Source organism: Photobacterium rosenbergii (assembly GCF_003026455.1).
Lineage (GTDB): Bacteria > Pseudomonadota > Gammaproteobacteria > Enterobacterales > Vibrionaceae > Photobacterium > Photobacterium rosenbergii.
Window position 1 is genome coordinate 200,178 of record NZ_PYMB01000002.1, and the last position, 13,236, is coordinate 213,413.

Annotated in this window: 10 protein-coding genes; 5 read left to right on the top strand and 5 right to left on the bottom strand. The window is 46.8% G+C overall.

The window, feature by feature from the left end:
- Positions 1–121 precede the first annotated feature (121 nt).
- Positions 122–3,187, top strand: coding sequence for a D-2-hydroxyglutarate dehydrogenase YdiJ (ydiJ, locus tag C9J01_RS07910; RefSeq protein ID WP_107297599.1), 3,066 nt, complete (start codon positions 122–124; stop codon positions 3,185–3,187).
- 70 nt (positions 3,188–3,257) lie between these two features.
- Here the strand turns inward: ydiJ and aqpZ are convergent, their stop codons facing one another.
- The 3 genes from aqpZ to C9J01_RS07925 all read right to left on the bottom strand — a co-directional run bounded on the left by aqpZ (position 3,258) and on the right by C9J01_RS07925 (position 5,883).
- Positions 3,258–3,947, bottom strand: a complete 690-nt coding sequence (gene aqpZ / locus C9J01_RS07915; protein WP_336596068.1) for an aquaporin Z — start codon at positions 3,945–3,947, stop codon at positions 3,258–3,260.
- 136 nt (positions 3,948–4,083) lie between these two features.
- Complete coding sequence (locus C9J01_RS07920; protein ID WP_107297601.1) at positions 4,084–4,905, bottom strand: UDP-2,3-diacylglucosamine diphosphatase; 822 nt, start codon at positions 4,903–4,905, stop codon at positions 4,084–4,086.
- Between the two features lie 93 nt (positions 4,906–4,998).
- On the bottom strand, positions 4,999–5,883 hold the full coding sequence (locus C9J01_RS07925; RefSeq protein WP_107297602.1) for a LysR family transcriptional regulator: 885 nt from the start codon (positions 5,881–5,883) through the stop codon (positions 4,999–5,001).
- A gap of 191 nt (positions 5,884–6,074) precedes the next feature.
- Here C9J01_RS07925 and C9J01_RS07930 point away from each other — a divergent pair, with 191 nt between their 5' ends.
- Entirely contained in the window at positions 6,075–6,749 is a 675-nt protein-coding gene (locus C9J01_RS07930; protein ID WP_107297603.1) for a cation efflux transmembrane domain-containing protein, read from the top strand.
- Between the two features lie 74 nt (positions 6,750–6,823).
- Here the strand turns inward: C9J01_RS07930 and C9J01_RS07935 are convergent, their stop codons facing one another.
- On the bottom strand, positions 6,824–7,303 hold the full coding sequence (locus C9J01_RS07935; protein WP_107297604.1) for a LabA-like NYN domain-containing protein: 480 nt from the start codon (positions 7,301–7,303) through the stop codon (positions 6,824–6,826).
- Between the two features lie 176 nt (positions 7,304–7,479).
- Between C9J01_RS07935 and C9J01_RS07940 the strand changes: the two genes are divergently transcribed.
- From C9J01_RS07940 to C9J01_RS29770, 3 genes are all read left to right on the top strand, one after another.
- Entirely contained in the window at positions 7,480–8,223 is a 744-nt protein-coding gene (locus C9J01_RS07940) for a DUF2884 family protein (protein ID WP_107297605.1), read from the top strand.
- 339 nt (positions 8,224–8,562) lie between these two features.
- Positions 8,563–10,374 carry a sensor domain-containing diguanylate cyclase gene (locus C9J01_RS07945; RefSeq protein WP_107297606.1) on the top strand — a complete coding sequence of 604 codons (1,812 nt, stop codon included), beginning with the start codon at positions 8,563–8,565 and terminating at the stop codon, positions 10,372–10,374.
- A gap of 83 nt (positions 10,375–10,457) precedes the next feature.
- A complete protein-coding gene (locus C9J01_RS29770) occupies positions 10,458–10,613 on the top strand; it encodes a hypothetical protein (RefSeq protein WP_170114891.1) in 156 nt (51 codons plus the stop codon).
- Positions 10,614–10,668: 55 nt separating this feature from the next.
- On the opposite strand, the gene C9J01_RS07950 is transcribed toward C9J01_RS29770, so the two are convergent.
- Entirely contained in the window at positions 10,669–13,044 is a 2,376-nt protein-coding gene (locus C9J01_RS07950) for a YgiQ family radical SAM protein (RefSeq protein ID WP_107297607.1), read from the bottom strand.
- Positions 13,045–13,236 lie beyond the last annotated feature (192 nt).

Sequence of the window (13,236 nt, forward strand, 5' to 3'; positions counted from 1 at the left end):
GATTGAGCCCGATACTTTTTTTCCCGATCTTGCTGGGGTAAAGTGTGACAACAACCTAATTATAAAGCAATGGAGAGGCCAGTCGTCGTAGGATACGGCGTGATACTGGACAAGGAGAGCAATGTTACCAGCACTGACACACCAAAACGGTACTGAGGAATTGGTACTATCGTTCCTACAAGAACTGGAAAAAGCCGGTTTTAGTGGTGATATAGAAAGCTCGTATGCTAGCCGTCTTGCGGTGGCGACGGATAATAGCGTCTATCAACAACTGCCACAGGCTGTCATTTTTCCTACCAACAACCAAGATTTGGTTACATTGGGCCAACTGGCTCAGACTCAGTCTTTCACCAGTATTACGTTTTCGCCCCGTGGTGGCGGCACAGGCACTAATGGCCAGTCGCTGACCCCTGGTGTTGTGGTGGATTTATCACGGCATATGAATCAGGTGCTGGAAATCAATGCCGAAGAGGGATGGGCAAGGGTACAGACTGGCTTGGTGAAAGATCAGTTTAATGATGCTCTTCGGCCTCATGGTTTCTTTTTCTCTCCAGATCTCTCTACCAGTAACCGGGCAACTATCGGCGGTATGATCAATACCGATGCTTCAGGCCAAGGCTCTCTCAAGTATGGTAAAACCTCAGACCATGTCTTGGGTCTCAAAGCGGTCTTGGTTGATGGTTCAGTGCTGGATACTGAGCCGCTTCAAAGTGATGCTATTCAGTCGTCGCCTGTTGCAAAAGAGTTTGCCAGTCAGGCCCTAAAAGTGTCTGAGCAGGTATGCCGAGAAAAGCGCGAGCAAATTGTAGACAAGTTTCCACCGCTCAATCGTTTCCTGACCGGTTATGACTTAAAAAACGGTTTTGATGAATCACTGGGCCAGTTTGATATCACCCGTCTGCTGTGTGGTTCGGAAGGTTCGTTGGCCTTTATTACCGAAGCCAAGCTGAACCTTACACCGATCCCAGAATCACGTACCCTCGTTAATATCAAATACGATAGCTTTGACTCGGCGCTACGTAATGCCCCTATGATGGTCGAAGCGCAGGCACTGTCGGTAGAGACTGTCGACTCTCGGGTTTTGAATCTCGCGAAGCAAGATATTATCTGGCACACAGTTAGTGAGTTGATCACAGACGTGCCAAACCAAGAAATGCTAGGGATCAATATTGTTGAATATGCCAGTAATGACCCAGCGGAAAACCAGCAGCAAGTTGATGACTTGTGTTTGCGCCTTGATGAGATGCTAGCAAAAAAACAGCATGGCATTATTGGCTACCAAGTTTGTACTGAGCTTGCTGATATCCAGAAAATCTACAATATGCGTAAAAAGGCCGTGGGCTTACTAGGCGCGGCAAAAGGTAGCAAAAAGCCGGTCCCATTTGCTGAGGATACCTGTGTTCCACCGGAAAATTTGGCTGATTTCATTGCTGATTTCCGTCAACTTCTCGATGAGCACCAACTGGATTACGGCATGTTCGGTCACGTTGATGCGGGCGTGTTACATGTTCGTCCTGCGCTAGATATGTGCGATCCCCAGCAAGAGCGCTTGATGAAGCAGATCTCCGATCAGGTGGTTACTTTGGTAGCGAAATATGGCGGCTTGATGTGGGGGGAACACGGTAAAGGCTACCGCTCAGAGTACGGCCCTGACTTTTTTGGTGAAGAGCTATTTACCGAATTACGCCGAATCAAGGCAGCATTTGATCCCGATAACCGGATGAACCCCGGGAAGATTTGTACACCGCTGGAAAGTGACGCTGAGTTAGTCAAAGTGGACGGCGTAAAACGTGGCTACTTTGATCGTCAGATCCCTGTGAGAGTGCGCGATAGCTTTAAACAGGCGATGGAATGTAACGGCAACGGTTTGTGTTTTAACTACGACACGAGTTCGCCAATGTGCCCGTCAATGAAAATATCCGCCGATCGCCGCCATTCCCCGAAAGGGCGTGCAGGCTTGGTACGTGAGTGGCTTCGCCAACTCTCTGAGCAGGGTATTGATCCTGTCGAGCTTGAAAAATCCCTCATGGACAGTTCACCGTCCGTGAAGCAAATCATTGACCGTTTTAGGAATAGCTTTGGGTCTAAACGTAATGACTACGATTTTTCCCATGAAGTCATGGAAGCGATGAATGGTTGTTTGGCATGTAAAGCTTGTGCCAGCCAATGCCCAATCAAAGTCGATGTACCGAGCTTCCGTTCGCGGTTTATGAATATCTATTACAGCCGTTACCAGCGTCCGGCCAAAGATTACCTTGTCGCCTATGTTGAAAGTTACTTGCCTATTATGGCCAAGGCACCAGCAACATTTAATGCGATTATGCGTCCAAACTGGTCGAAAAACCTGACGGCAAAAGCGATTGGCTATGTGGATATGCCTTCGCTATCTGTGCCGACGCTGTTTGAAAGCTTGGATGGCCACCATTCAACGCGCTTTGACCTGCAGTGGCTGCAAGCACTATCGCAGCGTGAGCGTCAGGACTACGTGCTGATCGTCCAAGATCCGTTTACCAGCTACTATGATGCAGAAGTTGTTCGAGACTTGGTATTCCTTGCCGAAAGACTCGGTAAAAAGCCAATGCTGGTACCGTTTAAGCCAAATGGTAAAGCGCAGCATGTAAAAGGGTTCTTACGCCAGTTTGCTAAAACGGCCAAGAGCACAGCTGACTTTCTCAACCAGTTAGCTCAGTTGGGGATCCCTATGATGGGTGTCGATCCAGCCCTTGTCCTGTGTTATCGCGATGAATACAACGAAGTCTTGGGTGACAAGCGCGGAGATTTCGAAGTGCTGACAGCCCATGAATGGTTGCTCCCTTTACTGGCAGAGAAACTCGCAGCACCACAACTAGAAGGTGATGACTGGTATCTGTTTGCGCATTGCACTGAGAAAACAAAATTGCCGAATGCAGAAAAAGAGTGGGGAACCATCTTCCGTCACTTCGGCGCTAACTTGAAGCCAGTTTCAGTGGGTTGCTGTGGAATGGCAGGAACGTTTGGACATGAGAAAGACAAGTTAGAGACATCGAAAGGCGTCTTCGACCTTAGCTGGCAGCCAAATTTGGCCAAGCTGGATCCAGACAGGTGCTTAGCGACAGGTTACTCTTGCCGTAGTCAGGCTAAACGTTTTGAACACATAAAGATGAAGCATCCGGTCCAAGTACTCGTTCGGATATTAACGAGCCAATAGGGCTATATACTGGGTTATCCAACCAGCAATAAATAATGCGGCGCTTGGCCGCATTATCTATTTGTGGGGTTTATTCGTCATCAGGGGAAAGCCATCGGTATACTAACCCTGCGATAAGCGCCCCGAGTAATGGCGCTAACCAGAACAACCATAGCTGAGCCATTGCCCAGTCGCCGACCAACACAGCAGGGCCTGTACTGCGAGCTGGGTTTACTGAAGTGTTGGTGACTGGAATGCTAATCAGGTGGATCAGTGTGAGCGCCAAACCAATCGCTAAGCCTGCCATTGCAGGAGATGCCAACTTGTGGGTTGCGCCAAGAATGACTATCAGGAACATGAATGTCATAACAAACTCACTGATAAAGCCTGACATCATGGAGTAGTTACCGGGGGAGTGGTCGCCATAGCCATTGGACGCGAGTCCGCCTTCGAGGCTGAAGCCGGCCTGACCGCTAGCAATGATATAGAGAACGAATGCCCCAGCGATTGCCCCCAATACTTGAAAGACTATATAGGGGATGACTTCACTGGCAGGGAAGCGACCGCCTGACCACAAGCCGACAGTGACTGCAGGGTTAAGGTGACACCCTGAAATATGGCCAATGGCATAGGCCATTGTGACGACAGTAAGCCCGAAAGCGAGCGATACGCCCAGCAGACCAATTCCGACTTCAGGAAAAGCTGCCGATAAAACAGCACTGCCGCAACCACCGAGTACTAACCAAAAAGTCCCGATGAACTCGGCCACTAGTTTTTTTATCATTTAGGCCTACCTCTAATGAGCTACAACAAACAATTGTGTCCACTGAGTATAGAAACCTTACATTGAGACATAGGCTCAACACTGAAACTGAGGCAGTTGTACTGTAATTAACTAGGCTGGCTTCTATTACAAATCAGGCCACTTTTTCTTTTGATGCTTCAATAGCAGGGTTATCCGATACGATTTTAAGCGAATGATTGCGGGCGATTTCTTGATAGCTGTCTGTCCAACTGATTAATGATAATTCACCGTCAAAGGATTCGGCGATACAGGTGCAGTTTTCAATCCAGTCACCGTCATTGAGGTAGAGGATTTCCTTGTCTTGCACAATCGAGGGATGGTGGATGTGGCCACACACAATGGCATCGACATCTTGTTGGCGGGCATGGTTGATTGCCGCATGGGTAAAACGCTCAATAGCCTGATTGGCTTTATCAACTTTGGATTTCAGATAGCTTGCCAGTGACCAATAGGGCTTGTTACGCAACTTTTGGAAAAGGTGCCACCAACGATTGATAAACAGTAAGAAGTCGTAGCCAACATCGCCAATCATGGCATGGAAGCGGTTGTGGCATACCACACTATCAAATTGATCACCGTGGATAGCAAGGATACGCTTACCGTTTGCTGTGGTGTGTATATAAGCGTCATGTAATTCGACATGGCCGAAGTTGAACTGGACAAACTTCCTAACGGAACTGTCATGGTTCCCCGGGATATAAATAATTCTCGTACCAGCATTGGCTTGTTCTAGTAGCAAGCCAATGATTTGGTTATGGCTTTCCGGCCAGTAGTGTTTGTTTTTCAGAGACCATAAATCAATGATATCGCCGACCAAAATCAGTGTGTCGGCTTGGTTCTTGAGCAGGAAATCCAATAGATAATCGGTTTTGCAGTCTTTGTTGCCCAGATGGATGTCTGATAGCCAAATAGTGCGGTGATGTGTGACGGACATGTCTCAACCTTGAATATCTAGGGTTTATATAACGCTAGAGTGAAAACATGACCTTTTGTTTGAGCTATCGTGACATCCTTATGTCACTTGTATCTAGTTCGACTCCTTGTCTAGATAAGCCTCTAGCTGGGTTGATAGCCATCTTGAGACTTTACCTAACTGAATATGCTTGCCATAGATCACCCCATAAGGTTGCCAGCGCATCGACTGGTAATGGTTGAGTACTTTTATTGTGCCATCGCGCAAGTAGCTATTAATGAGCACGGATGGAACCGTAGACCAGCCGTTGCCATCGAGTACAGCATTACGCAGGTGTTCGTAAAAGGTTAGCGCAATATAGTTGCTTGACGTGGGTGAAACGGCGGTAAGGGTTTGATCTTTAATTGCTGCTAGCACAAATTCTGTCGCATGGGCCAAGTCATCGCTGAGCACTTCGTTAAGGTGGTTAAGGGGGTGATCAGCCCGTGCCACCGACATCATTCTAATCTGTCCCAATTGGGTATATTGGTTGTTTGGCAGGTTATCTGTCGTAGGCAATAAACAGAAAGCCATATCCACCATATTCTGCTCGACCATTTCATCAAGCTCAGGAGGCGGTGCGACATAGATAGAGATGCTGCTATTGGGGTATTTCACACTCAGGTCATGGACTAACTGACGCCAGAATGCCTCTGGGAGGGCATCGTCTCTGGCAATTCGCAACGCGGATTCAACGCCTTCGAGGTGCTGCTGGCACTTGGCTTGGATATCATTGGCGATCATCATGATCCGTTCGGCATCACTTCTTATTGAGTCGCCGATTTCCGTCAGTTGTACTTGGTTGCCGCTACGTTCAAGCAGCGATACACCCAATTCATCTTCGAGTGCACTAAGCGCCGAACTGACTGTCGTACGGTTTTTGCCGCACCGTTTTGCGGCCTCGGTAATCGAGCCTGTTTCGCAGGTATCTAGAAACAGCGCTAATTGACTGAGTTTCATCGCTATCCTGTGTCCTGATTAGGTTGAGAGAGTAAGGGTAATTATCCTTTAACTTCTAAGGAAAGTCAGTGTTAGCGTCAAAAAAGTTGACGCTCAGCGATTATCAGCTTTCGTGGGGCCTCGGTATGATTGCTAGTGAGAACAAAATTGGAAATCAAGCAGGGGTATAGCAACCCTGCACTGAGGTAGTTATGCAATGTAATGTGGCACTGGAGCGCAAGCTTTTACAATTTTCAACATTTTCTGCGCTGTTGTTTGCCGTTTTAGGGATAGGCTTTGGTCTATGGATGGGCTCACTGGTAATTATTTTCGACGGTGCTTATTCATTGGTCAGTTTGGCGTTGACCGTGTTATCCCTGATGGCAGCAGCGTATATCCGCTCGCCATCCCGAAAAGACTCTGAAGCGATCCAGAAGGTTGAGCCAATGGTTATCGCATTCAAAGGGTTAGTAATCACTTTCATGTGCTGTATTTCATTCAGCTCAGCCATTTTGGCAATAATGGATGGTGGTCGAGATATTGATACCGGTTTAGCACTTCTTTTTGGTGTGATTAACGTTGTGGGTTGCTTGGCAACGTATGTCGTGATGAGAAAGTATGGCCAAAAGTCAGGCTCTAACTTGGTGGTTGCAGAATCAAAACAATGGATGATGGATACAGTGATCAGTGGTGCAGTAATGGTCGGCTTTATCTTGGCAACCGTGATGCAGCATATCGGTTTGGCGGCATACTCTGTATATGCTGACCCTGTGATGGTCGTCGTCGCCTCGGTGTACTTTGTGATTGTACCGTTGAAGATGATGATTGGTGCCCTAAAGGAGTTGCGTGGCACCGAAGACTATAAAGCGCTAACTGAAATGCGTTAATAGTTGCAAGTTAACGAAGAGACTGTGGATCGTATTATTGGGTAGGAACTTGTTGGCTCCTACCTTTTTTGTCTCTAGCGTTTGAGCAGCAGGGTATCTTCAATCTCACGGAAAATATGGGCAGTGTTGATCAGTGACGCTGCGGTGAGTCCCGGAACGCCATAGATCTCAACGTCTATCCCGTATTTCGTTTGGACTTTATCAACCAATAGATCAAAGTCGCCATCACCAGATAACAAAATGATACGGTCAACGTCTGGTGCATGCTCCATTACATCGAGAGTGATACCGACGTCCCAATCGCCTTTGGCTGAGCCATCACTGCGTTGGATGAATGGCTTAAGCTTAACGTCGAAGCCAATACCTCGAAGAATATTCTGGAACTGCCGCTGTTTTTCATCACCGCGGTGAATGGCATACGCATAGGCCGCCACAACCTCTCTGCCTTGGGAGGCTTCAGCCCAAAAGGCATTGTAATCAAAGTTACACCCATAGGTGTCTTTGACGGTGTAATAGATGTTTTGTACATCGACAAAAATAGCGACTTTTTCCACGGTAACTCTTATTTGATTGGGCCAAGGGGTAGTATATACCTAAGTGATTGTAATATGTATTCTTCGCAAGGGATAAATTGCAGAGGGTGGCGGAATGGCGAGTCGCTATCTGCTGGCATTAGGCTGTCGTTTGGGTATAAAGTAGGGCAACAAAATCGGTAAGATTGAAGTTAGCTATGAAAAAAACAGTTATTGCCTTGTCCCTTCTTGCTTGCTCGGCTGGAAGTTTTGCCCAAAGTTGTCCGGTCAATGTACCCAATGATATTCATATTTCTGATGAACAAGTCTCGGTATATCAGGGCGGTGAACCTAAACTCTTGATCGATCAAGATAACCAGCTCTTTATTAATGGCGAGCAAGTAGCGCTTTCTGACCAACAGATGCAAGCCTTACAATCTTACAGTGAGCATGTGAAATCATACTTGCCAAAAATGGCAGAGCTAGCCGATCATGGCGCCAGTATTGCCCAAGAAGTCATCGATGAGCTTTCAGCGCATTTTGGAGAGGGTGATGCTTTTGCTGGTGCTGAGCAGTTAGTCGATGAGTACAGCATGAAGGCTAAACAGAAATTTTATCCTGAAGGCGAGTTTGTCATGCCGGCTGATGTGTTTGGGTCGATGGAGACAGATTGGAAGCAAGAGTTTGAAGATGCCCTGAAGCATATCAGTGTTGAATCGGTATCGGGTGTCATTGCTTCACTTTCTGAGGAAATGAAAAGCGGTGAACTGAGCTTTTCTGAATTTCAAACCCAGTTATCTGAGTTGAAAAAGAGTTTACAGGAAAAAATACGACAACGCTCTGGCGAAGTCGCCGAGCAGGCAGGCTCTGTGTGTGAGTCTATCGAAGGCTTGGCTGAAGAAGAGCAGCAACTGCAGAAAGTCATTCCTGAGCTGAAAGATTACCCAATGTTTTATATCTAAGCCTAATGTAAATGAAGCTCTTCTCGTTTAAAGCCCTGCCATGCAGGGCTTTTTCGTAACTAGAGATTCTGGTGAGCTGGGTATAATTGATGGAGAGGGGCTATTTTCTAATGTCGGTTTATTTTTCTCGTGCTTTTTTTCTTATGAACTCTTGTTTGTTGCGTATAAAGTAGGATTTTTCACCTCATCTTGCGAACTTTTGTGCAATAGATCACTAAATAGTGCTTTGATTTCTATAACTAAAAGCGCTTTTTCTCTACATATGGATAATGTTGCATTACACGCGGTCAAAATTTTGACCGGGTGACAAAAAATAAACTTCAAAGGTTATTGAAGTACATGAAAGTACAGCCCAGATTATTAATTTCGATTATATTTCCGCTGGTGATCTCTGTCTTAAGCTTATTAATTTATGTCGGTTACAGCGAATATAAAAATAACCAAAATGCAGCAATTAGCCAGGCAACCTCAAACGTACGCATTGCACGGGAGTATTTGGAGCACCATTTCCATTCGGCACAAAGCCACCTGTACCTTTTAGAGCAACTCTGGGAGGAGAAAAACAGTATTGATGGCCTAATGGGAGCGGCGCAAACGATAGTGAGTGAGAAAAGTAAATACCTCGAGGTGGGTTTGCTCGCTTATGGTAATTACTATGGCACCGACGGTTTTTACAGAGAAGCTGTAGCCCAAAAGGTTGCCAAGCGTCCTTGGTACATGCCCGCTAGAGCGGGGCAAAGTTATATTACGCCCATGTACCTAAGTGGCAGTACAGGAAAGTGGACGGTTGCCTTTGTTGCTGTGCTAGAAACTGTTAAGCAACAGGAAGTTCGGATTATTCTGGAAGTTGATGTCGAAAGCTTGTATGACAACCTGTCGCTGCTCAAAACATTGGATCATGGCTATGTTTATGCGGTTGAGCGGGGGACTGGGAATATAGTCATGCACCCTGATCCAAGTAGGATAGGAACGCCGTCTGTCAGTGTCAGCCGCGATTTGCTGGCTGTTATCGAGGAAGGTAAGGGGGCTGGCATTATTTCCTCTTATGAGTACAAGGATAAGGAAAAATTCAGTGTTTATGAGGTGAATGATTTACATAACTGGATTGTTTTATCTGGCGCGGCTAAGTCTGAAATCATTATGCATACCTTCAGTATCAGTGCCGTTACTCTGTCACTCTTGGTATTCATCCTAATCATTGGTTTGTCTTTCTATATCATTCACCGGGTGCATATTTATGGTAGGCAACTCAGTGAAGTCGAGAGCCTCCCCGAACTGCTCGATGCATTGAAGCAGATGGTTGAAGGGGTTATTGGCTGCCAGTCAATTCACCTATATATGCGAAATGTGTACTCGGGTGATTTTGAATCAGCACAGTGCAAGCATTGTATCTCTGAGAAAGAGTTACGATTGAACTTAGCGTCGAAACTGGGAAGGTTGGCAAAATTGCCAGAGAAGCAACCGGATATCCTATCGGCTTTTCTCGCGCCTGGAAAAGCATGTATTCGAGTGCCATTAACCAAGAATAAACAGTTAATCGGGTTGTTATACATCACTTCTCCTCGTTTGGAGTTGCCGTTCTTTATTAATATGCTTAGGACTTATGCCCAAGGGGCGTTAGGGCATGTCATGCTGGCGTTGAGGATTCAGCAAACCGATGCCATGACAGGTTTGAGGAATAAGAACTACCTGCAGGCTCAAATTGAAAAGCAGCTAAAAGCAGAGGCTAAGTGTTATGTAGCCATGATTGATATTGATGATTTCAAAATCATCAATGATTCCTATGGACATTTATTCGGTGATAAAGTCATCACATCTGTGGCAAATTGCTTGAGAGAGGAAAGTGATCGGCATGCTGTTGTGGCCCGTTATGGAGGTGAAGAGTTTGCTATCTTGTTGCCTGCCAAAGATTTACTGGCCGCTAAAGCAAAGCTGGAGTCCATTCGTTCTAGTGTTTCGGGTGTTGAGATTACTGATGGTCGTAAGTCCTGCCGGGTACATGTGAGTATCGGAGTGGCGGAAGTTAGCGATAACATGGAAAAATCTATAGCCAGAGCCGATCAGGCACTCTACCAAGCGAAGGCCAATGGCAAAAATCAGGTTGTGATTTATTGTTTAAACAGTATGTTACAAACGACTTTTGCCGAGTAGTGAAAATATGATTGGCTAGACAGATCAGGCATTACTGGTCTGATATGGTTGTTATATGAGTCAATATTCATTGTGGTGTTGAGATGCTGAAGCTTGCTGTGATCATTGTACTTTTGTTGCTGGGAGCACTAGTAACTAAGTATCTTGATGAGAAATCGCAACAGAAAATTTTGATTGGCTTCGGTGTGCTGGTGGCACTTGCCGTTGTAGGGCTGATGGCATCGGAGTTGATGCGATAAGCGATTGTAACATGCAGTATGTAAAAGAAAGCCCGCTATCAGCGGGCTTTGATGTTTATCGTGCGCGAGAACGGTTAGGTTTTCCACCGGAGCGTGATTGGCTAGGCTTGCCATTACGCGGTGTATTCCCTTTTCCATTTCCACCTTGTCTTGACTGAGGCTTCGAACCGTTACTCGGGCCTTTGGTGTTCTGGCCGTTTCTGGTATTCGAAGATGTACCGTTTCGGCTACCATTTGGCTTGCTGCCTTGCTTACCAGCTTGGTTGCTTCCTGAGTGGGCCCCATTCTTGCGCTGGCCTCCACGCTTACCATCTTTGCGGATATCAGGCTGGTTAGGGTGTTTGGTTGCAAAGCGCTTCGAACCATGACGGCCTGAGCCACGGCGTTGTGCCGGTGTCATTTCGGCTTCGCTGCCTTCTTCTGGTACTAAACAGTTAGGCCTGTCGCCAATCAAATGCTTTTTGCCCATGCTGATCAGAGCTTCACGGATCAACGGCCAGTTCAGTGGATCATGGTAACGCAACAGGGCCTTGTGCAAACGACGTTGGCGTTCACCTTTGGCAACAAACAAGTCTTCACGCTTTTTGTACTTAACACGCTTGAGCGGGTTCGTTTCCGAGTGATACATCGCTGTAGCATTACACATCGGCGATGGGTAGAAATTCTGTACCTGATCACACTGGAAATCGTTCTTCTTCAGCCATAGAGCCAAATTCAGCATATCTTCATCGGTAGAGCCTGGGTGGGCAGAGATGAAGTAAGGGATCAGGTACTGCTTCTTACCTGCTTCTTTGCTGAATTTCTCGAACATTTCCTTGAAGCGGTCATAGGTGCCCATGCCCGGCTTCATCATCAGATCCAGCGTGCCTTTCTCGGTATGCTCTGGTGCAATCTTCAAGTAGCCACCGACGTGGTGAGTCACCAATTCTTTGACATACTCTGGCGATTCAACCGCAAGGTCATAACGGACACCTGATGCAATCATGATCTTCTTGATGCCGTCGACGTTACGCGCTTTACGGTACAAGTCGATGGTGTGTTTGTGGTCGGTATCCAGCTTTTTACAGATCTCTGGGAAAATACATGACGGGCGGCGGCAGTTCTTCTCGGCACGAGGATCGGAACATCCTAAGCGGTACATGTTCGCCGTCGGGCCACCAAGATCAGAGATAGTACCGGTAAAGCCAGGTACCTTGTCGCGAATTTCTTCCAGCTCATTGAGGATCGATTCTTGAGAGCGGTTTTGGATAATACGGCCTTCGTGCTCAGTGATTGAGCAGAATGAACAACCTCCAAAACAGCCACGCATGATGTTGACACTGGTCTTGATCATGTCATAAGCAGGGATTTTCGCTTTGCCATATGCCGGGTGTGGTACTCGTGCATAAGGCAGGCCGAACACATAATCCATCTCTTCTGTCGTGAGCGGAATAGGCGGGCGGTTAATCCAAAGCTCACGATCTCCATGTTTCTGGACTAAAGCACGAGCAGAGTACGGGTTAGTTTCCAGGTGCATCACACGACTGGCGTGGGCATACAGGATACGGTCGTTACGCAACTTTTCGAAAGAAGGTAGTCGAATAACGGTCGTTTCGGCATCATGGCGAGAAGGTTGGATCTGAACGGGCTTAGCTTCAGGTTCTTGTGCTTTTTCACTTTTGTTAGTGGCACAGGTTTCTTCAGTCGCATACGGGTTAGGCATTGGCATGGCCTTGCCCGGCTTTTCGATGCGGCTAGAGTCGATTTCTTTATAGTGCTCTGGGCGCTCACGCATGATCACTGCAGTACCAGCAATATTGGTCAAATCAGCAATGTTTTCGCCATCAGCAAGGCGATGAGCGACCTCCACCAGTGCACGCTCTGCATTACCAAATAGCAGAATATCGCCTTTGGCATCAAACAGTACTGAGCGACGGACTTTATCGGACCAGTAATCATAGTGGGCTAAGCGGCGCAAACTTGCTTCAATACCACCCAGTACAATCGGGGTATCTTTGTATGCTTCGCGGCAACGCTGAGAATAAACAAGTACTGCACGATCAGGGCGCTTACCCCCTTCGTTATTTGGCGTGTAAGCATCATCATGGCGCAACTTACGATCGGCAGTATAGCGGTTGATCATCGAATCCATGTTACCGGCGGTGATGCCGAAGAACAGGTTAGGTTGCCCCAGTTCCATGAAGGCATCTTTATTGCCCCATTCAGGCTGGGCAATGATACCCACACGGAAGCCTTGTGCTTCAAGCAAACGTCCGATGACGGCCATACCAAAGCTAGGGTGGTCGACGTAGGCATCACCGGTAACGATAATAATGTCACAGCTGTCCCAGCCCAGCGCGTCCATTTCGGCACGGCTAGTCGGTAGGAAAGGTGCAGTACCGTAGCATTCTGCCCAGTACTTTGGATACTCGTTAATTTTGTCTGAAATCATTTGCTTACAGTTTATTTCTCAAAAATATGGCATAGCGGGATAACGTAATATCCTGCCTTTTTGATCATTTATGTCTTTATTACCTATACCAACAAAATAGCAGCGCTGAGGTCTTATCCAGCGCTAGAGAATAGTATAGGGCGTATAAAAGGGGAGCAGTTTACCACGTTCGCTGTGTATTACATCTTTTTT